The organism is Lentzea sp. NPDC055074, assembly GCF_053608005.1.
Map to the genome: position 1 here is coordinate 674996 of NZ_JBSGUQ010000001.1, position 24622 is coordinate 699617.

General features: G+C 69.6%; 20 protein-coding genes. 4 read left to right on the forward strand and 16 right to left on the reverse strand.

The genetic code is table 11. The features are described 5' to 3' along the window. Entirely contained in the window at window positions 1-837 is an 837-nt protein-coding gene (locus ACWF7A_RS03160) for a carbohydrate ABC transporter permease (protein ID WP_452248740.1), read from the reverse strand. Between the two features lies 1 nt (window position 838). Next, window positions 839-2101 carry an ABC transporter substrate-binding protein gene (locus ACWF7A_RS03165; protein WP_452248741.1) on the reverse strand — a complete coding sequence of 421 codons (1263 nt, stop codon included), beginning with the start codon at window positions 2099-2101 and terminating at the stop codon, window positions 839-841. 78 nt (window positions 2102-2179) lie between these two features. On the opposite strand from ACWF7A_RS03165, the gene ACWF7A_RS03170 reads away from it, so the two are divergent. From ACWF7A_RS03170 to sph, 3 genes are all read left to right on the forward strand, one after another. Further along, window positions 2180-2866 carry a FadR/GntR family transcriptional regulator gene (locus ACWF7A_RS03170; protein WP_452248742.1) on the forward strand — a complete coding sequence of 229 codons (687 nt, stop codon included), beginning with the start codon at window positions 2180-2182 and terminating at the stop codon, window positions 2864-2866. Window positions 2867-2963: 97 nt separating this feature from the next. Further along, complete coding sequence (locus ACWF7A_RS03175) at window positions 2964-3932, forward strand: hypothetical protein (protein ID WP_452248743.1); 969 nt, start codon at window positions 2964-2966, stop codon at window positions 3930-3932. 109 nt (window positions 3933-4041) lie between these two features. Next, window positions 4042-4968 carry a sphingomyelin phosphodiesterase gene (gene sph, locus ACWF7A_RS03180; protein ID WP_452248744.1) on the forward strand — a complete coding sequence of 309 codons (927 nt, stop codon included), beginning with the start codon at window positions 4042-4044 and terminating at the stop codon, window positions 4966-4968. Here the strand turns inward: sph and ACWF7A_RS03185 are convergent. From ACWF7A_RS03185 to ACWF7A_RS03215, 7 genes are all read right to left on the reverse strand, one after another. Then, window positions 4961-5263, reverse strand: coding sequence for a DUF6968 family protein (locus tag ACWF7A_RS03185; protein WP_452248745.1), 303 nt, complete (start codon window positions 5261-5263; stop codon window positions 4961-4963). The genes sph and ACWF7A_RS03185 overlap by 8 nt on opposite strands. Before the next feature lie 5 nt (window positions 5264-5268). After that, complete coding sequence (locus ACWF7A_RS03190; protein ID WP_452248746.1) at window positions 5269-7725, reverse strand: DUF7825 domain-containing protein; 2457 nt, start codon at window positions 7723-7725, stop codon at window positions 5269-5271. After that, window positions 7722-10190 carry a hypothetical protein gene (locus ACWF7A_RS03195; RefSeq protein ID WP_452248747.1) on the reverse strand — a complete coding sequence of 823 codons (2469 nt, stop codon included), beginning with the start codon at window positions 10188-10190 and terminating at the stop codon, window positions 7722-7724. Before ACWF7A_RS03195 ends, ACWF7A_RS03190 begins: the two co-directional genes overlap by 4 nt. Then, a complete protein-coding gene (locus ACWF7A_RS03200; RefSeq protein ID WP_452248748.1) occupies window positions 10187-11467 on the reverse strand; it encodes an SWIM zinc finger family protein in 1281 nt (426 codons plus the stop codon). The genes ACWF7A_RS03195 and ACWF7A_RS03200 overlap by 4 nt, the downstream gene beginning before the upstream one ends. Window positions 11468-11511: 44 nt before the next feature. Continuing rightward, entirely contained in the window at window positions 11512-12822 is a 1311-nt protein-coding gene (lysA, locus tag ACWF7A_RS03205) for a diaminopimelate decarboxylase (RefSeq protein ID WP_452248749.1), read from the reverse strand. A gap of 113 nt (window positions 12823-12935) precedes the next feature. Next, a complete protein-coding gene (locus tag ACWF7A_RS03210; RefSeq protein WP_452248750.1) occupies window positions 12936-14423 on the reverse strand; it encodes an amidohydrolase family protein in 1488 nt (495 codons plus the stop codon). Window positions 14424-14490: 67 nt separating this feature from the next. Then, window positions 14491-15405: a glycoside hydrolase family 16 protein gene (locus ACWF7A_RS03215; protein ID WP_452248751.1), complete on the reverse strand. Its 915-nt coding sequence runs from the start codon at window positions 15403-15405 to the stop codon at window positions 14491-14493. A 116-nt stretch (window positions 15406-15521) separates the two neighbouring features. On the opposite strand from ACWF7A_RS03215, the gene ACWF7A_RS03220 reads away from it, so the two are divergent. After that, window positions 15522-17012, forward strand: coding sequence for a PIN-like domain-containing protein (locus ACWF7A_RS03220; RefSeq protein WP_452248752.1), 1491 nt, complete (start codon window positions 15522-15524; stop codon window positions 17010-17012). Window positions 17013-17015: 3 nt separating this feature from the next. On the opposite strand, the gene ACWF7A_RS03225 is transcribed toward ACWF7A_RS03220, so the two are convergent. The 7 genes from ACWF7A_RS03225 to ACWF7A_RS03255 are packed head-to-tail and all read right to left on the reverse strand — an operon-like array spanning window position 17016 to window position 24490. Further along, window positions 17016-17693 (reverse strand): response regulator, encoded by a 678-nt coding sequence (locus tag ACWF7A_RS03225; RefSeq protein ID WP_452248753.1) that lies wholly within the window; start codon window positions 17691-17693, stop codon window positions 17016-17018. Beyond that, window positions 17690-20182, reverse strand: coding sequence for a DUF4118 domain-containing protein (locus tag ACWF7A_RS03230; RefSeq protein ID WP_452248754.1), 2493 nt, complete (start codon window positions 20180-20182; stop codon window positions 17690-17692). The genes ACWF7A_RS03225 and ACWF7A_RS03230 overlap by 4 nt, the downstream gene beginning before the upstream one ends. Beyond that, window positions 20160-20687, reverse strand: coding sequence for a potassium-transporting ATPase subunit C (locus ACWF7A_RS03235; protein WP_452248755.1), 528 nt, complete (start codon window positions 20685-20687; stop codon window positions 20160-20162). Before ACWF7A_RS03235 ends, ACWF7A_RS03230 begins: the two co-directional genes overlap by 23 nt. Then, the gene (kdpB, locus tag ACWF7A_RS03240) at window positions 20687-22636 is read right to left on the reverse strand and encodes a potassium-transporting ATPase subunit KdpB (RefSeq protein WP_452248756.1); all 1950 of its coding nucleotides are present in this window, start codon (window positions 22634-22636) and stop codon (window positions 20687-20689) included. Before kdpB ends, ACWF7A_RS03235 begins: the two co-directional genes overlap by 1 nt. Beyond that, complete coding sequence (kdpA, locus tag ACWF7A_RS03245; RefSeq protein WP_452248757.1) at window positions 22633-24255, reverse strand: potassium-transporting ATPase subunit KdpA; 1623 nt, start codon at window positions 24253-24255, stop codon at window positions 22633-22635. The genes kdpB and kdpA overlap by 4 nt, the downstream gene beginning before the upstream one ends. Beyond that, window positions 24255-24353: a K(+)-transporting ATPase subunit F gene (gene kdpF, locus ACWF7A_RS03250; protein WP_090063996.1), complete on the reverse strand. Its 99-nt coding sequence runs from the start codon at window positions 24351-24353 to the stop codon at window positions 24255-24257. Before kdpF ends, kdpA begins: the two co-directional genes overlap by 1 nt. After that, window positions 24350-24490, reverse strand: a complete 141-nt coding sequence (locus ACWF7A_RS03255) for a hypothetical protein (RefSeq protein ID WP_452248758.1) — start codon at window positions 24488-24490, stop codon at window positions 24350-24352. Before ACWF7A_RS03255 ends, kdpF begins: the two co-directional genes overlap by 4 nt. Window positions 24491-24622 lie beyond the last annotated feature (132 nt).

Genomic DNA, 24622 nt, shown 5'->3' on the forward strand with positions numbered 1-24622 from the left:
TCAGTTCTCCCGGAACGCGCGGACGAGGTAGGTCACGATCACGCCGAAGGCCAGCACGAAGATGACGACGGCGAGTGCCGATGCGTAGCCGAGCTTGAGCGACTGGAACGCGGTCGAGTACATGTACGTGCTGAGCAGCTCGGACGAGTGGTAGGGCCCGCCGCGCGTCATCGACCACACCACGTCGAACGACCGCAGCGAGTCGATCACGATCACCGACAGCACCACCGAGTTGACCGAGCCGAGCTGGGGCCAGGTGATGTGCCGGAACTTCTGCCAGCCGGTGGCACCGTCCAGAGTGGCCGCTTCGTACAGCCCGGGGTCGATGCCCTTGAGGCCCGCCAGGTACAGCACCATCACGTACCCGACCTGCCGCCAGAGCGCCGGGACCAGCACCGCGTAGATCGCGGTGCCGGGGTCGGCGAGCGGGCTCGAGTCGAAGATGCCGCCCGGCTGGTAGAGCACCTGCCAGATCAGCGAGGTGGCGACGAGCGAGAACACCACCGGCACGAACAGCGCGGCGCGGTAGATCCCGACCCCGCGGCGCTCCTTCTGCAGCAGCACGGCCATGCCGAGGCCGCCCACCGCGGACAGGCCGCCGAAGAGCACGAGCCAGATCGCGGTGTTGGTGGCGGCGGTGTGGAAGACCGGGTCGTCGATCATCCGCGCGTAGTTGTCGAGCCCGACGAACCGGGGCGGCGAGACACCGTCCCAGTTCGTCAGCGCGAGCCAGAACCCCTGCAGCGCGGGCCAGAAGACCCAGAACCCCTCCACCACCAGCGGGACGAGCACGAACAGCAGCAGGATCGGAGGGATCCTGGTGGAGCTCCTGGTCATGTCAGCTCGACCACACCTGCTCGGCGGCCTTCTGCCACGTGGTCAGGATCGTGTCCAGCCGGTCGGGCTGCTGGAGGAACTGGACCAGCGCGGCGTCCGCGGTGGGCTGCAGCGCGTCGCTGGAGTCGCGGTTGAAGAACTGGGTGATCTCCGCGGCCTCCTCGAGGTGCCGGCGGCCCTTGGTGACGAGCGGCGTGCCGGAGTCCTTCGCGTTCGGGTGCGTCGGCAGGACCGTGCCGGACGAGGCCTTGACGTAGACCTCCTGCCCCTCCGCCGTCGCCGCGTAGGTCAGGAACTCCTTCAGCTCCTTGACGTGCGGGGACCTGGCGCTCGCGAAGAAGCCGTCGGTCGGGCCCTCCTCCGCCAGCGGCACCTTCGGGTCGATGATCGGGAACCGGAAGAAGTCGATGTCGTCGATCGCGTCCTTCGGTGCCGCGTCGGCGAAGAACGCGCCGGTGAGCAGCATGCCCGTGCGGCCCTGGAGCATCGCGGTCGTGGCCTCCTGGAAGCCGATCGCGGTGCCGTTCGGGTCGGTGTGGGGCAGCACCTCGCGCCACGGCGTGAAGATCGCCTTCACCTTGGGGTCGTCGAACCTCTGCTTGCCGGCGAGCAGCTCGCGGTGGAACGACGCGCCGTTGATCCGGATGTTGAAGTGGTCGAACCAGCTCGACGCGGTCCACGGCGAGTCCGACCCCGCGCCCATGCCGAGCGGGATGACACCCTTGCCCTGCAACGTCCTGCACAGGTCGACGAACTCGGTCCAGGTCTTCGGCGGGGTCACGCCCCACCTGGTGAAGTGGGACTTGCGGTAGAAGAAGCCCCACCAGTAGTACGTCGTCGGCACGAACACCTTGCCGCTCAACGTCTTGAACGACTGGGGGTAGTCGCCCATGGACTGCCAGACGTCGCTGATGTCGAGCAGCAGCCCCTTCTCCTCGTACCCCTTGAGCAGCGCGCCGGGGTACCAGGTGAAGAGGTCGGGCGGGGTGGCCGAGGTCAGGTAGCTCGGCAGCTGGGTGCGGAAGGTCTCGGAGGCCACGGTGTTGACCGAGGCCTGTGCGCCCTTCCTGTCGTTGAACGCCTTCACCAGTGCGTCGATCGCCGCTTTGGCGGCGGGCGCCGAGAGGTTCGACTGGATCGTGGCCGTGCCCGCGGCCTGGGTGACCGGGCCGGAGGACCCCGAGGTGGCGCAGGAAGCCGTGCCGCTGACCAGCAACCCGGCACCCGCGGCAGCGGTGACGCGGAGGAAGTGACGCCTGTCCATGGCTGAGAAGAGTGCGCGCTGACCATGATCAAGTCAAGAATAATTCATAATTTATGATGTGCCGTATGCTCTGACCTCATGAGCGAGAAGCGGCTTCGTGGCGTGCACGGCCAGACCGTCGAGGCGCTGGCGGGCCGGATCCTCGCCGGTGAGATCGGCGAGGGCGACACCCTCGACCTCCCGGCGCTGCGGGAAGAACTGGACGTGTCCCTGACCGCGCTGCGCGAGGCCCTGAAAGTGTTGTCCGCCAAGGGCATGATCGATGCGCGCCAGAAGCGCGGCACGTTCGTGCAGCCGCGCTCGTCGTGGAACCTGCTCGACACCGACGTGATGCGCTGGCAGACGCAGGCGGGCTCGGACCACGGGCTGTTCGACGAGCTCACGGAGATGCGGGTGATCGTCGAGCCCGCGGCCGCCCGGCTGGCCGCCGAGCGCGCTTCGGACGCGGACATCGAGGCGATCGGTGGTGCTCTCGACCGCATGGCCGCCGCTCGGGATCTCGCCGCCACCGTCCGGGCCGATCTGGAGTTCCACCGGTTGTTGATGGCGGCCACGCACAACACGTTCCTGACTCAGGTCGAGCGGATCATCGCCATCGGACTGGCCGAGCGGGACAAGCTGGTGCACGGGACCGTCGACGACGACCCGGTGCCGTCGCACCGCGCGGTGCTGGACGCGATCTCCGCTCGTGATCCCGAGGCCGCCTACGAGGCGATGCGGGCGTTGGTCGACAAGTCGGGGGCGGACCTCGATCGGCTGCGCTGAGCCAGACCACAGACGACTCCCCAACCTCCAGTAACGACTGAGCACCGCATCTCGAAGACCGATGTGAGAGATAGCCCCGCGTTGCGGTTGGAGCAAGATGCACAACAGGTCCGATCGAGATGCCAACACTTGGTCTTCATACGAGTTCGAGCGCTTTGCGGGTGATGTACTCGGAGCAGCGCTCAATATTCCCCGCGCATCGATGGACAGAGGCGACCGATTTGGAATAGACTATGTCGCCGAGGACCACGCGGGAAATCTGGTGCTCGTCGAAATCAAATCCGACACTCCGAGCACTCAAGGCAGAATCGAAGTAATATCCGAACAGTTCAAAAAAGCATCTGACAAAATCGGACCACAGCTAGTAGCAAATCGCATCCTGGTTGTGCCGGGGGTGATTCGACAAAGCGGAATCGATTTCCTCAGCTCCAGAGGAATCGAAGTAATCAGCGGACCCGATCTCTTCGAGGCAGCCGAACGCGCGAACATCCCTACGCCGGAAGGGATTCAGGTAACACGCCCTCCAGTCAGGGATGTACCTGCAGGCCATCTCCTGCGGAGCCGCTTGCGGGAAATCAAACCAGGACGTGACGCCTGGGTGGCATATCAGAAGTTGTGCACAGAGGCCTGCGAATATCTGTTCAGCCCACCCCTCGGCGTACCCCGACCGGAACTCTCCGATGGACCTGGGGTAAATAGACGCGACGCCATCATGGCGAACTATGCTGACAGCGGATACTGGCACTTCATGCGCACGCACTACCACGCAGACTTCGTCGTGATGGACGCAAAGAACTACAGGCGCGACGTGAAGAAGCAAGAGGTCCTCCAGCTTGCAAACTACCTTTCACTGCGCGGCACGGGACTCTTCGGAATGATCATCACGCGACTTGGCGCTGACACCGGGGCGACGTGGACGATGAGGGAACAGTGGGTGCTCCACTCCAAACTCATCATCGTCATCGACGACAACGACCTCAACCAGATGCTGACCGCCCGAGACGCCGACGCAGAGCCATGGGCAGTGATTCGACAGAAGATCGAGGACTTCCGCTTGAGCATCTAGCCAGCGAGGACGCACCTCCATCGGCTGCGCTGAGTCTTAATCGATACGACACCATCGGGTACCGCTATGCGGTTGTGAAAGACATTCACGTCCGTCAGCATCGGACGTCATGCGCCTGATCACGCTCGCCGCCGCCGTAGCGCTGACACTCTCGGCCGCCACCCCGGCGGTCGCGGCCCCCGCCGCCCCGAAGATCGCCACCTACAACGTCTTCATGCTCTCGCGGAACCTCTACCCGAACTGGGGCCAGGTCGCCCGCGCCGACCTGGTCGACAGCACCGGCGTGCTGAACGGGCAGGACGTCGTGGTGCTGCAGGAGGCGTTCGACAACGCCGCCTCGGACAGGTTGCTCGCGAACCTGCGCGACACCTACCCGCACCAGACGCCGGTGCTGGGCCGCAGCAAGGCCGGGTGGGACGTCACGAGCGGGAGGTACAGCGACTCGACACCCGAGGACGGGGGTGTCGCGGTGCTGAGCCGGTGGCCGATCACCACCCGGATCCAGCACGTCTACCGGGACGGCTGCGGTGCGGACTGGTTCTCCAACAAGGGTTTCGCGTACGTGCGGATCGAGGCGCCCACGGGGCCGATGCACGTGATCGGCACGCACATGCAGGCCGAGGACTCGACGTGCACGAGCGCGCCGGGTGGGTACCGGGCCAGGCAGCGGGCCGAGATCAAGGCGTTCCTGGCCTCGCGGGCCATCCCCGCGAGCGAACCCGTGTACGTGGCGGGCGACATGAACGTGATCAAGGCCGGCGCCGAGTTCCCGAAGATGGTCGCGGAGCTCGGTGCCCGGACGCCTGAGGTGGTCGGGCACCCGTTCTCGTGGGACTGCGCGGACAACAGCGTCTGCCGCGACCAGTACGGGCCCGAGTACGCGTCCGAGCACCTCGACTACGTGCTGACGATCCAGGGGCCCCTGCTGCGCAACGAGACCCGCCGCGTGAAGAGTCCTGAGTGGTCGATCTGGTCGTGGGGGCGCAAGTACACCTTCGACGACCTGTCCGACCACTACCCCGTCTTCGCTAGCTGAACGGGGGCGCGACCGTCAGGCCGAGGTCGGGCATGCCCATCCAGTCCAGGGTGGCGCCCGACTCGGCCAGCTTGATCCGCACGGCGGAGACGCCGAGCAGCAACGCCTGCAGCGAGTCCACCCCGTAAGAGGCGTCCACGGCGTCCTCGCCGATCTGGTGTGGACACTCCCAGTCCCCGCTGTGGCTCAACGGGTCCGGGCGCGGGGCACCGAACCTGATCACCACCTCGAAGGGTGTTCCGTCCGGTGCCTTGCCCTCGATCCGCCGTTCCGCGACGACGACTCCCAGTTCCATGCGAGTCAGCCTAGTGCGCTCGCCAGCCTGCGGGCCTGGACGACCGCCTTGCCGGACCCCTTGCGGGCCGCCACCTCCGCCAGACCCTCGACCGTGCCGCCCGGTTCGAGCCGCTGGGCCAGTTCGACCGCGAGCTCGACCAGGTCCGCGACCCTGTTGTGCGACCACACCTTCGGCAACGTGGCCACGAGCACCTCCCAGACCTGCGGGGCGGCGCCGGAGCGGGCGGCGTCGCGCAGGCACGGGACGACGCGGTTCAGCGCGACGTGGCCACCCTCGACCAGCCGGCCGACGACCTCGCCGAACGCGCTGCCGTCGAACTGGCCGCGTGACGCGAGGATCAGCAGGGCGTCCACGGCGTGGGCGCGGCCGACCGTCGCCTCGGCGCCGAGTCCGTAGGCCAGCGCGAGGTGCGTGGCGGCGCCGATCGGGCCGTGTGCCTCGGCGAGGGCAGGTAGGAGTGCGCCGTCCTCGCCCTTGGACTCGCACCGGTTCGCCAGATGGGGCACCAGATGCGCGGCGATCTCCTCCCGCTGCACGGGCATCAGGGCGGGCCAGCACGGGAGCATGGCCTCCCATTCGCTGTAGCCGTACCAATGCTGCTCCGGTGTGGACAGACCGGGCTCGGCCGTCACGAGTAGACGCTTCTCCAGACGCGGCGGGGCGATGTAGCCGTAGGGCGTGCTGCGGGTGCGTTCCACCAGTTCGACGACGGGATCGGACGTGTCTGTGAGCCACTCGCGCAGCCGGGCGCCCGCGGTGCTCCCCAGTGACGCGAAGTCCTCGGGCCGGGTGTCGCGCGGCAGCCGGTGGTACGCCTGCCGGAGGTCGCGCGGCCACGGTTCCCACTCGTCCGCCTCCGCCTTCGCGAGCCGTTCGAGGAGCGTTGCGGGGTCGAGCAGACCGGACGTCTCGGTCGGTGTGGAGACGAGGGACGGGCGCGGGGACCTGACGAGGCCCCTGGCGATCTCGCGCAACCGCTTGGCGAGGTGTTGCAGAGGCGTGCCCTCGCCCACCGCCTCCTCCATCTGACCGAACGGTTCCGCGGGCGCGGCCACAGCGGCGATGACCGTCATGAGCATCGTCCGGGCTTCGGGCGACGGGCGTTCGAGGTAGGCCTCCAGGTCGAACCGGTACCTGATCCACGGGTACTTGTCGTAGACCGGGCCGAACGCCCGCGCGACCGCTTCCCCGTCCTGCCAGGCGAACCGGACCACGGCTTCGAGGACCCGTTCCACCGCGACGGGGTCGATGTCGGGGGTGTTGCGGCCGAACAGGGCGCGCACCTCGCCGGTCAGCTCGTCGAGGGTGGCGATCGGCTCGGGCCACGGGCGGGGCGTGAACGGCGCCAGTGCGAGGACTTCCTCCGCGACCGTCTCGGCGCCGAGCCGCGCGGCGAGGTCGGGTGGCAGCTGTTCGGCGAGGGACAGCAGCTCGGCGCGGGTGGCGTCGCCGATCTTCGCCTGGTGCCGCGCGATCAGCGTGACCGCCTGGCCGCGCAGGTCGTCCGACTCGTGCGAGAACAGCTCCGCGACGGCCAGCACCACGTCGTCCGGAGCGGACCTGGCGTGCTTGCCGAGCCACGTCAGCTGGGCGCGGACGAGCTTCTTCTCGGTGCGGCCGAAGACCCAGCGGCTCGCGTCGGCGACCAGGTCGAAGTCGAGCCTGCCCGCCTCGTCGACCCGTTTCAGCTGGTCCTGCGCGGCGCCGGCGACCGTCGACCGCGAGCCGGACAGCATCGCCACGTAGTCGCGCGCGTGGTCGGCCGCCTCGTCCAGCGTCACGTCGAGGAGCGTGTGCAGCGCGAGGAAACCCTCCATCTCCTTGGGCGCACCACCCTGCTGGAGCCGTGCGAGGCACCCGTCGAGCAGCTCCCGCCGGTCTGCCCGGTCCCGCAGGAACGTTCTCCATTCGGCTGAGTCCGCGAGGATCGCGCCGGCGCCGACGACCTCCAGCACGCGCGGGATCAGCGCGTCGAACGCCGGACGCCACCGCGACCGGTCGCCGAAGTCCAGGAGGTGCAACAGGAACCCGTCGGTGTCCGGCGGGGTGTCGCCGCAGAACTCCAGCACGATCCGCATCAGGTCGTTGCGGTCGAGGTCGCGGGTCGGCATCCTGCCGGCGAGCCTCACCAGCAGGTCCGGCAGCCACGCGGGATCGCGGTGCCGCAACACGTCCAGGGCTTCGGCGGTGCCGTTCTCCCGGCTCATGCGGTGCCACCAGATCCGGTAGCGCACCAGCCACGGCGTGAGCGTGGACGCGGTCGGCAGCAACCCGATCCCCGCGATCTGCATCGCCGGGTGGTGGTCCCAGTTCCGGCCGGACGCGCGGCGCTCCTTCTCGTACGCGACCAGCTCCTTCCCGCGGTGCCCGCGTTCCTCGGGGGTGAGGCTCTTGAGCACCTCCGCCAGCGCGAGGTGCTGGTCGGACTCGATCAACGCCTGGATCCGGTCGAAGCTCACGCCGTCCCTCCCAGAGCCGCGACGAGCCTCCTCGCCTGCACCACTGCCTTGCTCGTCCCCTTGCGGGCGGCGACCTCGGCGAGTCCGTCGACGGTGCCGCCCGGCCGCACCCGCTGGGCCAGCTCGACGGCCAGTTCCACCACGTCGGCGACGCGGTGGTGGGCCCAGAGCCGTGGGAGCGCGGTGGTGAGCGCGTCCCAGACCTGCCGGTCCGCACCGGAGCGGGCCGCGTCGCGCAGGCCGGGCACGACCCGGTTCAGCACGACGTCACCGCGTTGCAGCAGCTGTCCCAGGAGATCACCGAGCGTCCTGCCGTCGAGCTGGTCGCGGGCGGTGAGGATCAGCATCGCGTCGACGGCGAGCGCGCGGTTCAGGGTCAGCTCGGCGCCCAGTCCGTAGCAGAGGGCCAGGTGCAGGGCAGGTCCCGCCGGGCCGTGGGCCTCGGCGAGCATCGGCAGGATCGGGCCGTCGTTGCCCTTCGACTGCGTCCGCGCCCGCAGGTGCGGCACGACGTGGGCGGCGACGACCTCGCGCTGCACGGGCAGCGAGGACGGCCACCACTCGATCAGCGGACCCCAGTCGTCGTGCTCGCGCAGGGAGTGTTCCGGCTGTTCCAGGCCTGGGGTGACGGTCGCGTACAGCCCGACGTCGGTGAGCTCGTGCGCGTACCGGTAGGGGTAGCGGTAGGTGCGTTCGGTGATCACGATCTCGGGGTCGGTCCTGGACGTGAGCCAGTCGCGCACCTTCGCGCCCGCCCTGCTCGTCAGCGACGCGAACAGGGCGGCGTCCGTGTCGCGCGGCAGGCGGTCGGCGGCCTGGCGCAGGTCGCGCTGCCACGGCTCCCAGCCCTCGGACTCGGCCCTGGTCAGGCGTTCGAGCAACGTGGCGGGGTCGAGCAGTCCAGACGTCTCGGTGGGCGTGGAGACCAGGGCCGGCTTCGGCAGGTGGACGAGACCCCGCCCGATCTCGTGCAGCCGCTTGGCGAGCTGGTCGGCGAGTCCGCCGATGCCCTTGCCGGGCTCCCAGTTCTGTGCGAAGTCCACCTCGGAGCTGAGCTCCCGCTTGAGCGGACGCGGTTTCGCGCGGGCGGCGATGACGGCCCTGACGAACTCGGCACGCGGGTTGTACCGCGCGTTGTCGAACCACGGTGTCTTGTCGGAGAACGGTTCGAGCGCCTTCGCGAGCGCGTCCCGGTCCTGCCAGGCGAACCGGACCAGCGCTTCGAGGATTCGTTCCACCGTGGACGGATCGATCGCGCCGGAGTGGTGGCCGAACACGGCCAGCACCTCCCGCGTGAGCTCGTCCGGTGTGGCGATCGGCGCGGGGAACGGCCTGGGCTCGAACGGCGGCAGCTCCACGGCGTCCTCGCGCGCGGTGGACCCGCCGAGCTGCTCCGCGAGGTCCGCGGGGAGCTGCTCGGCCAGCGCGCGGATCTCGGCCTGGGTCGCGTCGCTCGCGTTGCCGAGGTGCTTCACGACCAGCTTCACGGCCTGGCCGCGCAGGTCGTCCGACTCGTGGGCGAACATCTCGGCGGCGGTCAGCAGCGCCTCGTCCGGGTTCGCCTTGGCGTGCTTGCCGAGCCACGTGAGCTGGGCGCGGACGAGCTTCTTCTCGGTGCGCCCGAACACCCAGCGGCTCGCCTCGGTGAGCAGGCCGAAGTCGAGCCTGCCCGCGTCGTCCAGCCACTGCAACCGGTTCTGCGCGAGGCTCGCGACCGTCGACCGCGCGTCCGGGAGCATGGCGACGTAGTCCCGCGCGTGCGCCGCGACCTCGTCGAGGGTGACCCCGATGGCCTCGTGCAGGGCGAGGAACCCGTCCATCTCGCCGGGGGTCCCGCTCTGCTGCAGGCGGGCGAGGCAGCCGTCGAGGAGCACCTGCCGGTCGGCCTGGCGGCACAGGAACTCCGGCCACCTCCGTCGCGCGCTGCCCAGGACCACACCGCTGCCGACGGTCTCCAGCATCCGCGGGATCAGCGCGTCGAACGCGGGCCGCCACCGCTCGTGGCCGCCGAAGTCCATGAGGTGCAACAGGAAACCGTCGGAGTCCGGCGGCTCGTCGCCGCAGAACTCCAGGACGACGTGGAGGAGGTCCTGCCGCCAGCGCTCGCGCGCCGGCATCTTGGCGGCGATCCTCGTGACGAGATCCGGCGTCCACGGGAGCTCGCGGTGCCGCAGCACGTCGATGACCACGGTGATGCCGTTGTCGGGGCGCCTGCTCTGGAAGAAGATCCGGTAGCGCACGAGCCACGGTGCGAGCGCCGAGGCGTTCGGCAACAGGCCCGCTCCCGCGATGGCGAGCGTTTCCGCGTGCTGCCAACGGTTGTCGCCCGCCCGGTGCGCCTTCTCGTACGCCACCAGGTCCTTCGCGTGGTCCTTGCGTTCGTCCGGCGTGAGGTTCTTCAGCGCCTCGCCGAGCGCGAGCTTCTGATCGGCCTCGATCAGCGCCTGGATCCGGTCGAACGTCACGCCTTCCCCCTGACCATGCCGGCGGCCAGCACGTGCTTGCACTTGCCGCGGCCACCGCGGTACTCGGCCCACCACTGGCAGGTGCAGGCGTCGCCGTTGACGCGGTAGGTGCCGACGACCGCCGTGTCTCCGTCCCAGCTGACGGCGTTCTGCTCGACGAGAGCCTTCGCGTTGCGCAGCCTGGGGTTCATGGCCTCGACGTCGATGCCGCCGTAGGGCAGTTCGCGGTGGAAGTACGACGCCTCGGCGAGGTCGTAGCCCACGCGCCCGGCCGTACCGAGCTGCGCCAGCGCGTCCTTCACCCTGGCCGTGGTGAGCCCGGAGCGGTCGGCCAGGTCGGCGACGTCCACGCGGGGTTCGAAGTCGAGCAGCGCGCCGATCAGCTCGGCGTCCGTGTCGGCGTCCCCCGCCGCGAGCCCGTCGAGGACGGCGCCCTCACCGGACAGGCCTCGGGTCACCTCGGGCGACAGGACGAGCGTGAGGCGTTGCGAACCGAGGTCGACCTCCCAGCCGCTCGCGACGGGCTTGCCGTCGGCGGGCGGACCGTAGAGCCGGACGGCCTTCGCGAAGCGCAGCAACGGGATCAGCGTCTCGAGGCGGTTCGGGCCGGCCAGGCACACGGCGTTGGCCGAGGCCGTTCCGCTGAGCCGCAACGACTTCCCGGACGGTACCGCCCACACGGCCGCGCGTCCCTTGGGCAGTGTCTTGAGGAACCGCTGCGCGTCCATCGGCGACAGCTCGGCCTTCAGGTCGAACTTCGAGGTGAGGACCTGGGTCTCGGCGAACCCGCGCAGCCAGCGCGGCGGCAGCGGGACCTTCTTCTCGACGACCGCGCCGTCGAGAGTGCCGAACTCGACCTGGTCGGGCCCGACCGTGAGGTGCAGCGGGTCGCCCTTGGTGACGCGGGCGAGCGCGCGCCGCAGCGGTTCGTTGACGTCGACGTTCGTGGTGCCGCGATCGTGCACCTCGCCGTCGAGGGCCTGCGAGAGCACGTCCAGGCGCGCGTAGACGCCGCAGCAGCCGGAGAACGACTCGAAGCGCAGCCGGTCGCCGTTGCAGGTGACGACCGGGTCCCGCAGGCGTTCCGTGGTGGGCTGGAAGTACCGGGTGCCCGCGATCCTGGCGATGGCGAGCAACGCCGTGGCGGCCTGCTGCGAGTCACCGAGGAACCCGGTGAAGAAGCGCGGGTTCGGCGCCCGGCCGCCGGAGGTCTGCAGTCCGAGGGCGCGCCGCGTCTCGTCCAGCCGCGAGTCGGCCACGTAGGCGTACGAGTGCATCGCGCCACTCTAGGGAACAGACGTTCGACTCAGCACCCGAATGATCAAACATAGCGGCGCAACAGGTCCTCCTCGGTCTCCCGGCGCACGATCGGCCTCGCGACCCCGTCCTTCACGGCGACGACCGGCGGCCGGCAGACCTGGTTGTAGTTCGAGGCCAGCGCGTGGTGGTAGGCACCCGTCGCGGGGACGGCCAGCAGGTCACCGGCGTGCACGTCGCCCGGCAGCGGCACGTCCTCGGCCAGCACGTCGCCCGCCTCGCAGTGCCGGCCGACCACCGTCACCGGCTTGGGCCTGCCGCCCCGGCCGACCAGCCGGACGGCGTACTGGGCGCCGTACAGGGCAGGGCGCGGGTTGTCGCTCATGCCGCCGTCGACCGCCACGAACGTACGAGTGGACTCCTTCACCGCGCACACCCGGTAGAGGGTGACGCCGGCGTTCGCGACGATCGCGCGGCCCGGTTCGACGAGCACCCGAGGTGGCGGGACGCGGTGCAGCGCGCACTCGTAGTTCAGGGTGGCGGTGACGCGGTGGGCGAAGCCCGCGAGGTCGAAGTCGTGGTCGCCCCGCAGGTACGGGGCGCAGAAGCCGCCGCCGAGGTCGAGCTGTTCGATCCTGGTGCCGCAGGACGCGATCAGGCCGACCATCCGCCGCACGGCCTCCTCGTAGCTCGCGACGTGCCTGACCTGCGAGCCGATGTGGCAGTGCAGGCCAACGAGTCTCAGCGACGGCTGCTCGGCCACGCGCAGGACCGCCTCCAGTGCCGCGCCGGACGCGAGGGAGAAACCGAACTTCTGGTCCTCGACTCCGGTCGCGATCTTGGCGTGGGTGTGGGCGTCGACGCCGGGCGTCACACGGATCATGACCTCCTGGCCGTGCGTGGCCAGAGCGCCGAGCTGGGCGATCTCGTCGAACGAGTCGACGACGATCCGGGAGACGCCGTACTCCAGCGCCGCCTTGAGGTCCTCGGCCGTCTTCACGTTGCCGTGCAGGATGATCCGGCTCGCCGGGAAGCCCGCGGCCCTGGCCAGTGCCAGTTCCCCGGCGGACGAGACGTCGAGGGACAGGCCCTCCTGCGCCATCCAGCGGTAGACCTCGGGACAGGGCAACGACTTCCCGGCGAACACGACCTCGGCGTCCGGGAGCGCGGTGCGGAAGGCTTTCGCCCTGGTGCGGACCGTCTGTTCGTCGAGGACCTGGCAGGGGGTGCCGAAGTTCGCTGCCAGCTGCGTGGCGGGGAGTCCACCGATGAGCAGGTCCTGGCCGGCGACGCGGGTGCCGTCCGGCCAGAGACCCTCTTCCAGCACCGGTTCGGTGGAGCATCCGATGCTGGGCAACAACTCCGCGAGTGTCATGCGTCCAGCACACGCCCGGCGCGTGCCGTTGCCCAGATCCCGGGCGAGACCCTGACGCGCGCGGGTCCCGCCTTGACGCGATCCTGACGATCACGGTGGCGCGGGCCACAGCGTCAGTGCAGGCACCCGGCGGGGGTCGGCGGCACCTCGACGGACTCCCGCGCGGCGGCCTCGATCTCCCGCAGGATCCGGGCGCGGTCGGCCGGTCCGAGGTAACGGCCGCGGCTCACGACGGCGTGGACGCGGCCGACGTTCGTGATGTCCCGCAACGGATCCGCGTCCAGCACGACCAGGTCCGCCTGCTTGCCCGGCGTGACCGTGCCCGTCTCGTGCTCCAGTCCGAGGCAGCGCGCGGCCTCCCTGGTGGCGGCCTGGAGCGCCTCCCCCGGCGTGAGTCCGGCCCGCACGAGCAACGCGAGCTCGTCGTGCAGGGAGAAACCCGGGAACACGTAGGCGAACCCGGCGTCGGTGCCCGCGACGACACCGACGCCTGCCTCGTGCATCTGCTGGAGCAGGCGCATGCGGGCGTCGCCGAACCTCTGCAGCTCGGCCACTTCCCCAGGGGTGCGCGGTGGGCGGGCGGACATGATCTGCTGCCACTGCGCGCGCAGGTCGACCGGGATGTAGCGCAGGCGCTCGAGGGCGACGGGATCGCTCGTGATCACCTCGGGCGAGCGGGACATGTTCCGTTCGACGAAGAGCGTCGGCGACTGCCAGGTGCCCCGCTCGGCCATCGCGGTGAACAGCTTTTCCGCGCGGGCAGGGGAGTGGGTCGCGACGGCCGCCCGTTCGATCCGGCCCGCGTGACGGCCCCACCAGTTCGGGTCGGCCGGGTCGTCGGGCATCGCCCGGAGCTGGGCGTAGAGGGCGTCGGCGTTGTCCGAGGTGGACGTGAACAGGTTGTACAGGTGCTCGTGGGTGTGCTGGGCCAGCGCGTCCTGCACGGGCACGCGCGCCGGGACGTGGCCGGCGAACGGGATCCTGAGCCTGCGCGCCTCGTCCGCGATGGCGGCGTGGCACTCCGGCGAGAGGAACGAGTAGACCTTGACGAAGTCGGCTCCCCCGTCCTTCGCCCGCCGCACGGCCGCACGGGCTTCCTGAGGCGTGCGCACGACGTCCGAGCCGGGCCAGATCGAACCGGGGCCGTCGACGATCGCGCTGGCGAGCACCATGCGCGGGCCGAGGATCTCACCGGACTCGACGCGGCGGCGGGTGTCGTGCGTCTCCGGCGTGCCCCACATCTCGCGGATGCCGGTGACGCCCTGGACCACGTGCAACGGCGCCAGGGTGTCCTCGAAGAACGTCGCGTGGGTGTGCAGGTCCCACAGGCCGGGGATCACGTACTTCCCGGCGAGGTCGATCACCCGCACACCGCGCGGCAGGTCGCGGAGGTGGCCCGCGGCCAGGATCCGGTCGCCGGCCAGCACGATGGTCGCGTCCCGGACCGGCGCGCGGCCGGTGCCGTCGACGAGGGTCGCCCCTCGCAGCGCGGTCACACCGCTCGCCGCGGACGCGGGCTGACCCACGGCTCCCAGCGCGACGGCTCCGAGCGCGCCCTTGCCCAGCCAGGACAGCACTTCCCGGCGTGCCAGTTCCCCCACTGCTCCCACCCCCTTCACCCAAGCTAGCGACTTCTGGGAGGCGGGGCAGTGGGGCTGACCCCCGGATCTACGGCCGGGTCCACACCGCCACGTAGTCGACCAGCATCGGCCTGCCGGGCGTGGTCTGCGCGGTCGGCGTCGCACGACCCGCCACGCCGTTCGGGAACGCCCCGCCCATCGCCACGTTCAGCAGGATGAAGTAGCCCTGGTGGGAGGTCATGTTGTTCCACGAGGTCGCGTCCATCTGGTTCTGCCGCACGACGTGGAACTGCTGGCCGTCGACGTACCACCGCAGCTGGTTCGGGCTGACCGAGCGGTCCCACTCGAAGCGGTAGGTGTGGAACGCCGACTGGCAGGTGCTGCCGGGGCACGCCCGGGACGCGCCGAGGCCGTTGGTCTCGTTGCACGGGCCGCCGGGGTTGACGCCGCAGTGCAGCACGCCCCAGACGCTGTTGATGCCGTTGACGTTCTCCATCACGTCGAACTCGCCGATGCTCGGCCAGTTCCAGTAGTTGCCGCGGTACGGCGAGCCCAGGGCCCAGAACGCGGGCCAGTAGCCGAGGGCGGCGTTGCCCGTCACGTTCGGCATCTGGATGCGGCCCTCCATGCGGAGGATGCCGCCCGCGGGCGCCTTGAAGTTCGCGCGGCGGGTCTCGATGCGGGCCGACGTCCACTCGCCGTTCGCGGCCCGCAGCGGCGTGATGCGCAGGTTGCCGGAGCCGTCCAGGGCCAGGTTGGCGCGGTCGTTGGTGTAGCGCTGGATCTCGCCGGTGCCCCAGTTGCCGGGGCCGCCGGGGTAGCCGTGGCCGGTGTCGACGATCCAGTTGTTTCCGTTCGGGGCGGAGTTGTTCGCCCCGGTGAAGTCGTCGGACCAGGCCAGGGACCAGCCTGGCGGGGTGGGTGGGACCGCTGCCTGCGCGATGCCGGAGAGCGGGAGGACCAGGGCCAGTCCCAGCAGCGCGCGCGTGAGTTTTCGAGCCACGACGATGACCTCTCTGTCACGATCGTGCGGCAGCGGACCTCCATGGAAGCGCTCTCACAGCGTCGCGTCAACGGTCGGTCGCTCAGCGGCACCACGTCTCGATACGATTCCCGGCCGTGACGGATGGCATCTTCGACGGCTTCGAGGACTACCGGACGCCGACGTCCGACGACTACAAGAACACGCTGACCAACGGCATGGTCGTGTTCGACGCCAACGTGCTGCTCAACCTCTACCGGTTCAACAGCACGACGCGGGCCGACCTGATCAAGGTCATGCAGTCGCTGGGCAACGGCCTGTGGATCCCCCACCAGGTGATGCGCGAGTTCTGGCGCAACCGAGAGTCGGTCATCGACCAGCTGGGCGAGACGCCGAAGGAGTCGCTCGCCAAGCTGGACAAGGCACGCCAGGACGCCGAGGAGGCCGTGCGGGCCTGGAGCAAACGGATCTACCTGCCGGAAGGCGAGCGCAACGACCTGCTCACCAAGCTGAACGGCGTGTTCCAGACCGTCCGAGGGACGATCAGCGAGCAAGCCGCCTCCAACGCGCACCCCCACGACACCAACAACGACGCCATCGTCACCGCGCTCGACTCGATCCTCGCCGACCGGAAGGGCTCGGCGTTGCCGGTCGAGGAGCACGAGGCCGCCGTGGCCGAGGCCGAGCGCCGGATCGCCGCCAAGGAGCCGCCTGGCTACCTCGACCTGGACAAGACCGCCCCGGAGAACCGGGCCGGTGACTACCTGGTGTGGAAACAGGTGCTGCTGGAGGCCGAGCGCCGCAAGTGCGACGTGCTGCTGGTGACGAGCGACGCCAAGGACGACTGGTGGAGGCGGAGCAAGGGTCAGCTGCGCGGGCCCCGGCTGGAGCTGATGGCGGAGTTCCGCCGGTGCACCGGGCATCGGCTGTTCATGATCCAGCCGTCGGAACTCATCAGGCGGGCGGACTCGCTGACGGACGTGCACGTGAACCCGAAGTCGGCCGACGACATCGAGCGCGTCGAGAACGTCACCGGCGAGTCGGTACCGCCCGAGGTGGCCAGAGCAGTCGTGGCCGAGATCTATCGTCAGATCGCCGATACGCACGGAACCTATCTGCCGTCCAAGATGGCGCACCGCGCGGTCACCGACTGGATCGCCGACCCGGCGATCGGGGGCGTCCTGTCCGACTACCTGTCCGCTCCGGAGATTCGCCTGTGGATCAAGGACAATCCACTGCGCTTCCACTGGAAGGCCCTCGACGGATTCGGTCCGTACACGGACCTGGTCGCGATGCGGTTTCAGTCGCCTGCCGAGATCCTCGATGAGGCTTGCGGACCTGACTGGCGCGTACAGCCAGGAACCAAGACCGAGATTCCGTTCAGGTGCCTCGCGACCAATGGCGCAGAGGTGCGGTCTGTGTGCTGGGGCGCCGAAGCGGAGTTCGAGCAGCTGCTCGACGCCGCCACGCGCAGCCGGGACTCCACGACCATCCCGCCGATGATCGTGATCACGCAGCGCTCGGTGCCCTCCGAACTCGAGTACTTCAAGTCGGTGGCAGACGCCGTGGGAGCCGACCTGGTTTATCTGAAGAGGGAACTCATCCCGAATCCCGACTACGCCGGCTAGCCCTCACACCTCGAACCGGTATCCCATCCCGGGCTCCGTGATGAGGTGCCGCGGCCGCGCCGGGTCGTCCTCCAGCTTGCGCCGCAACTGGGCGAAGTAGACGCGCAGGTACTGCGACTCGTTGACGTGCATCGGCCCCCACACCTCCTGCAACAGCTGCCGCTGCGACACGAGCCGGCCGGGGTTGCGCGCGAGGATCTCGACCAGCCCCCACTCGGTCGGCGTCAGGTGCACCTCACGACCGTCCCGCCGCACCTTCTTCACCGCCAGGTCGACCACGAACGACGACGTCTCGACGATCGGGTCGCCGTCCTCGCGGGCCGCGTTGCGGCGGACGGCCGCGCGCAGCCTGGCCAGCAGCTCGTCCATCCCGAACGGCTTGGTCACGTAGTCGTCGGCACCCGCGTCGAGGGCCTCGACCTTGGCCGACGAGTCGGTGCGCGCGGACAGCACGATGATCGGGATCGTGGACCAGCCGCGCAGGCCGGCGATCACGTCCACGCCGTCGATGTCGGGCAGGCCGAGGTCGAGCACGACCACGTCCGGCTTGCCCTCCACCGCGACGCCCAGGGCGGACTTGCCGTCGTAGGCCGTCATCACGTCGTAGCCCCGCGCGCTGAGGTTGATCCTCAACGCGCGCACGATCTGCGGTTCGTCGTCGACCACCAGCACTGACGTCATCCGGAACTCTCCTCGTAGGCGGGCAGCGAGATGACCACGGTCAGGCCACCACCCGGCGTGTCCTCGGCGCTGATCTCCCCGCCCATGGCGGCGGTGAAGCCCTTCGCGACGCTCAGGCCCAGGCCGATGCCGGTCGAGCGGTCGTCGAGACGCTGGAACGGCGCGAACACCTTGTGCCCGGCCTTCTTCGGCAGTCCTGGGCCGTGGTCGACGACCCGCAGCTCGACGGACGTTCCGTGGCGGCTGGCGCGGATCGCGACCGGCGACGGACGCCCGTGCCGCAGGGCGTTGTCGACCACGTTGGCGACCACGCGTTCCAGCAGGCCCAGGTCCGCGAGCACCGGCGGCAGGTCCTCGTCCACCAGCACCGACACCTCTCCCCCGGTGCCGGTCAGCGCCCGTGCCACGACCTCGTAGTAGCCGACGGGCCGCAGCACCGGTTCGACCGAGCCGGTGGCGAGCCGCGACGAGTCGAGCAGGTTGTCCACCAGGCCGGTCAGCCGGTCCGCGGACTCCTCCACCGTCTCCATCAACTCAAGAGTGTCCTCTTCGGACAGAGCTAGCGAGGTGTCGCGCAGGCTGCCGATGGCCGCCTTGATCGACGTCAACGGCGTGCGCAGGTCGTGGCCGACCGCGGACAGCAACGCGGTGCGCAGCTCGGCCGACTCCGCTTTCCGTTGCGCGCCGAGGGCGTCGGCGGCCATGCGTTGCTGCCGCAGCGCCATGAACGTCTGCCCCGCCGCCGCCTCCAGCACCCGCTGGTCGCTCGCGGGCAGCACCCGTCCGCTCAGTTTCAACCGCACATCCGCGGTGACCGTCACCTCGGACTCCGGCCCGCGGTCCTGCCCGGCGCACTCCACCCGCGTCCAGGCCCCGTCCCGGCGTTCCAGCAGCGCCACCGACTCCAGGCCGAAGTTGACCCGGATCTTCTCCAGCAGCCGCGCCAGCGGGTAGGGCGACGTCAGCACCGTGCGGGCGTAGGAGGCCAGCAACGCCGCCTCGGTCCGCGCCCGCGCGCCCTGCTCCGCCAGCCGTGCCGCCCGGTCGACCGTCAGCGCCACGACGGTCGCGACGATCACCATCGCCGCCAGCGTGATCACGTTCTCCGGCGTCTGCACCGCGAGGCTGTAGTAGGGCTCGGTGAAGAAGTAGTTCAGCAGTCCGGCCCCGAGCACCGCGCAGAGCAACGCCGGACCGAGCCCGCCCGCGATCGCCACCACGCACGTGGCCAGCAGGAACGCCACCAGGTCCGTCGAGAAGTCCAGCTCGTCGCGCCACAGCATGCCGAGCGCGGTCACGGCGGCGGGCAGCAGGAGCGAGAGCGCCCAGCCGAGCGCACGGCGTTGCCACGACAGCGGGTCCGCGGCGGTCTTCCACCGCAGGCCGCGCCGCGACTCGTCGTGCGTGACCATGTGCACGTCGATCGCGCCGGACTCCTGCACGACCGCCGCGCCGATGCCCTCGTCGAACGCCCGCGCGACCCGGGACCTGCGCGAGGTCCCCAGCACGAGCTGGGTGGCGTTGACGCCGCGGGCGAACTCCAGCAGCGCCGTCGGCACGTCGTCCCCGACGACCGAGTGGAACGTCGCGCCGACGTCCTCGGTGATCTTGCGGGAGCGGGCGATGTGCTCGGGGGTGACGCCGGTCAGCCCGTCGCCGCGCAGCACGTGCACCACCAGGAGCTCCGCGCCCGCCCGCGTCGCGATCCGGCGGGCGCGGCGGATCAGCGTCTCGCTCTCCGGACCGCCGGTGATCGACGCGACGACCCGTTCCCTGGTCTCCCAGGTGTCGGTGATCTCCTTCTCGTTGCGGTAGCGCTGCAACGCCACGTCGACCTGGTCCGCCACCCACAGCAGCGCCAGCTCGCGCAACGCCGTCAGGTTGCCGAGCCGGAAGTAGTTGCCCAGCGCGGCGTCGATCCGGTGCGCGGGATAGACGTTGCCGTGCGCCAGCCTGCGCCGCAGCGCCTCGGGCGTGATGTCGATCAGCTCGACCTGCTCGGCACGGCGGACCACCTCGTCCGGCACGGTCTCCCGTTGCCGCACACCGGTGATCCGCTCCACGACGTCGTTCAACGACTCCAGGTGCTGGACGTTGACCGTGGACAGGACGTCGATGCCCGCTTCGAGCAGTTCCTCGACGTCCTGCCACCTCTTCTCGTTGCGCGAGCCCGGCGCGTTGGTGTGCGCGAGCTCGTCGACGACGGCGACCTCGGGCCTGCGTGCCAGGATCGCGTCGACGTCCATTTCGGACACTTCGAGGTCTCGGTGCCGGAAACGTTTGCGCGGCACCAGTTCCAGGTCGTGGAGCAGGGAGGCGGTCTTGTCACGGCCGTGGGTCTCCACGAGCCCGACGACCACCTCCGTGCCCCGCTCCCGGCGCCGGTGGGCCTCGCCGAGCATGGCGAAGGTCTTGCCGACGCCGGGAGCGGCGCCGAGGTAGATCCTCAGCTCACCCCGGCGACCGTCAACGGGCGCTGTCGAGGGCACGGTTCAGCGCTGTCACGTTGACGGTGGTGGTGAAGGTGCCGTGGGTGTTGGAGGCCACCAACTCCCGCACCTCCTCCACGGACAGCCCGGACGCGCGGGCCACGCGGGGCACCTGCAGCGCCGCGTACTCCGGGCTGATGTGCGGGTCGAGACCGGAGGCCGACGCCGTGACGGCGTCCTGCGGGACCTCGTTCTCGGGCACGCCCTCGCGTTGCGCGATCTCCGTCCTGCGCTCGGCGATGACCTTCGTGTAGTCCTCGTTGATCTCGCTCTTGTTCGAGCCGCCGGACGCGGGCAGCGCCGCGGCGGACGGCCGTGGCACGAAGTACTGCTCTCCTTCGCGCGGAACGGCCACGAGGGTCGTGTCGATGGCTTCGGCGTTGGCGTGCAGGCCGGGGATCCGCGAGAGACCCCAGACCGACAACGGGTAGAGCACGCCGAGGAGGACCGTGAGCGCGAGCAGGATCCGCAGACCCGCCCACGACTGCTTCAGGAAGTTGTTCATCAGCCGATCCCGGGGATGAGTCGTACGAGCAGGTCGATCAGCCAGATCCCGGCGAACGGCGTCACGACGCCGCCCAGGCCGTAGATCAGCAGGTTGCGCCGCAGCAGGGCGCTCGCACTGGACGGCCGGTAGCGGACGCCCTTCAGGGCCAGCGGGATCAGCGCCACGATCACCAGGGCGTTGAAGATCACCGCCGACAGGATCGCGGACTGCGGCGTGGCGAGCCGCATGATGTTCAGCTTGTCCAGCGCCGGGTAGATGGCCGCGAACATGGCGGGCAGGATCGCGAAGTACTTCGCTAGGTCGTTGGCGACGGAGAACGTCGTCAGCGCTCCTCGCGTGATCAGCAGCTGCTTGCCGATCTCCACGATCTCGATGAGCTTGGTCGGGTCCGAGTCGAGGTCGACCATGTTGCCGGCCTCCTTCGCGGCCGACGTGCCCGTGTTCATCGCGACGCCGACGTCCGCCTGGGCCAGCGCCGGGGCGTCGTTCGTGCCGTCACCGGTCATCGCGACCAGGCGACCGCCCTCCTGCTCCTGGCGGATCAGGGCCATCTTGTCCTCGGGCTTGGCCTCGGCCAGGAAGTCGTCGACACCCGCCTGCTCCGCGATGGCCTTGGCGGTCAACGGGTTGTCGCCCGTCACCATGACCGTCCGGATGCCCATCGCCCGCAGCTCGGCGAAGCGTTCCTTCATGCCGGGCTTCACGACGTCCGACAGGCGGATGATGCCGAGCACGCGGCCGTTCTCGGCGACGACGAGCGGGGTGCCGCCCTGGGCGCTGATCTCGTCGACGATCTCGCGGGCGGTGTCGGTCAGCTCGAACGCGGACGCCGCGCCCTTGCGGATGCTGCGGTCGCCGAGGTCGATGCCGGACATGCGGGTCTGCGCCGTGAACGGCACGAACTCGCCGGTCTTCTCGTGCTCGCTCGCCGGTGCGCCGCCCGCCAGCTCGAGGATGCTGCGGCCTTCCGGGGTGTCGTCGGCGAGGCTCGCCAGCCGCGCGGCCGCCACCAGCTCCTCGTCGGAGGTCGGGCCGACCGGGATGAACTCGGTCGCGCGGCGGTTGCCCCAGGTGATCGTGCCGGTCTTGTCGAGCAGCAGCGTGTCGATGTCGCCCGCGGCCTCGACCGCCTTGCCGGACGTGGCGAGCACGTTGCGCTGCACCAGCCGGTCCATGCCCGCGATGCCGATCGCGGACAGCAGCGCGCCGATCGTCGTCGGGATCAGGCAGACCAGCAAGGCGGTCAGCACGACCACCGACTGCTCGCCGCCGGAGTAGATCGCGAACGGCTGCAGCGCCACGACGGCCAGCAGGAAGATGATCGTCAGCGTGGACAGCAGGATCGTCAGCGCGATCTCGTTCGGCGTCTTCTGCCGTTCCGCGCCCTCGACCAACGCGATCATCCGGTCCACGAAGGACTCGCCCGGCTTGGTCGTGATCCGCACGACGATCCGGTCCGACAGCACGGTCGTGCCACCCGTGACCGCACAACGGTCACCGCCGGACTCGCGGATCACGGGGGCGGACTCACCGGTGATCGCCGACTCGTCGACGGTCGCGATGCCCTCCACGACGTCACCGTCGCCGGGGATCACCTCGCCCGCCTCGACGACGACCAGGTCACCGATCTTGAGCTCGGTGCCGGGGACGACGCTACCGCTGACCAGTCGTGCGACGGCGTCCTTCTTCGTCTTCCTGAGCGAGTCCGCCTGGGCCTTGCCGCGTCCTTCCGCGACGGCCTCGGCGAGGTTCGCGAACAGCACGGTGAACCACAGCCACGCCGCCACGGCGATCGTGAACACGCTCGGCTCAGTCACCGCGAACACGGTGACGAGCAACGAGCCGACCCACACGACGAACATGACGGGACTGCGCAGCTGGTGGCGCGGGTCGAGCTTCTTCAGGGCCTCGGGAAGTGCGGCCGCGAGACCGGGTTTCGTGGTCACAGCAGTGCCTCCGCGATGGGACCGAGAGCGAGAGCGGGAACGAACGTCAGCGCGGCGACCAGCACGATCGAGCCGGTCAGCAGCGTCGCGAACAACGGCCCGGTGGTGGGCAGCGTGCCCGACGTGACCGGCACCTTCTTCTGCGCCGCGAGGGAACCGGCGAGCGCGAGCACGGCGACGATCGGGACGAACCGGCCGAACAGCATGCACAGCCCGAGCGACGACTGGAACCAGTCGTTCGTCACCGTGATGCCGGCGAACGCCGACCCGTTGTTGTTCGACGCCGAGGCGTAGGCGTAGAGGATCTCGGACAGGCCGTGCTCGCCCGGGTTGTTCAGCGCCGCCCGGGTGCTGGGCAGGATCGCGGCGATGCCCGCACCGATCAGCAGCACCGTCGGCATCGCGAGGATCGACACCGCGGCCGCCGTGACCTCCTTGCGCCCCAGCTTCTTGCCGAGGTACTCGGGCGTGCGTCCGACCATCAGGCCCGCCAGGAACATCGCGATGATCGCCATCACGAGGATGCTGTAGAGGCCGGTGCCGACACCGCCCGGCGTCATCTCGCCGAACAGCATGTTCAGCAACGTGGCACCGCCGCCGAGGCCGGTGTAGCTGTCGTGCAGCGAGTTGATCGCGCCGGTCGACGTGCCGGTGGTGGCGTCGGCGAAGATCGCGCTGCCGGGAATGCCGAAGCGGAGTTCCTTGCCCTCCAACGGCCGCAGGCCGTTCGCCTCGGCGGTCCAGATCACCGTGAGCATGGCCGTCCAGATGAGGCCCATGACGCTCAGCAGGACGTAGCCCTGCTTCTTGTTGCCCACGAGCTGACCGAACGTGCGGGTCAGTGCGACCGGGATGACCAGGATCAGGAAGATCTCGATCAGGTTCGTCCACTCGTTCGGGTTCTCGAACGGGTGCGCGGAGTTCGCGTTGAGGACGCCGCCGCCGTTGGTGCCGAGCTCCTTGATGACCTCCTGGCTCGCGACAGGCGCGTTGGCCACGACCTGGCCGTCGACGTCCACACCGGACTTCAGCGACATCGTCACGCCGAACGCGATCAGCACCAGCGCGCCGACGAACGCGATCGGCAGCAGGATCCGGACGGTGCCGCGGACGAGGTCGACCCAGAAGTTGCCCAGCCGGTCGGTCTGGTGCCGCACGAACCCGCGCACGAGCGCGACGGCGACGGCCAGTCCGACGGCCGCGGACACGAAGTTCTGCACGGTCAGGCCGATCATCTGGACCGAGTGGCCCATGACGGCCTCCGGCACGTACGACTGCCAGTTCGTGTTGGCCACGAAGCTGATCGCCGTGTTGAACGCCATGCCCTCGGGGACGTTGCCGCGGTCGAAGTTCCACGGCAGCACGCTCTGGACGCGCTGCAGGACGTAGAGGAGGACGATGCTGACGAAGGAGAAGCCCAGCACGCCGTACGCGTAGGTGCTCCACTTCTGTTCCGCGTCAGGGTTGATCCGCGCGAAGCGGTAGATGGCCTTCTCGGCTCTTAAGTGGCCCTTGGCGCTGAACACGCGGGCCATGTGGTCGCCGAGGGGCCGGTACACGACCGCCAGGGCCGTGAGGAGGATGCCGACCTGCAGGAGGCCGGCCACGAGAGGTGACATCAGAACTTCTCCGGCCTGACGAGTGCGATGAACAGGTAGACGATCAGCCCGAGTGCGATCACGCCGGCGACGGCGTTCGCGACGAGACCCGTGCTCACAACTTCTCCAGTCCACGCACCGTCAGGCCCAGCACGACGAAACTCCCGATCAGCAGCAACGCGTAGGCCAGGTCGGCCATGACGCCGCTCCCTTCAACGACAAGGTTTTCTTGATGACGCCCGGAAGCGTGCAACACGAAATCCCTGATCAGGGGGTGCCTGACAACGTCCTTACGGGGGCGGGTCCGGCTTTTACGCGTTCTTGAGGCCGGGGAGACCTGGGTCTCATCCGATAGGGCCCATCGCGGTCACGATCTGTGAAATCGTGC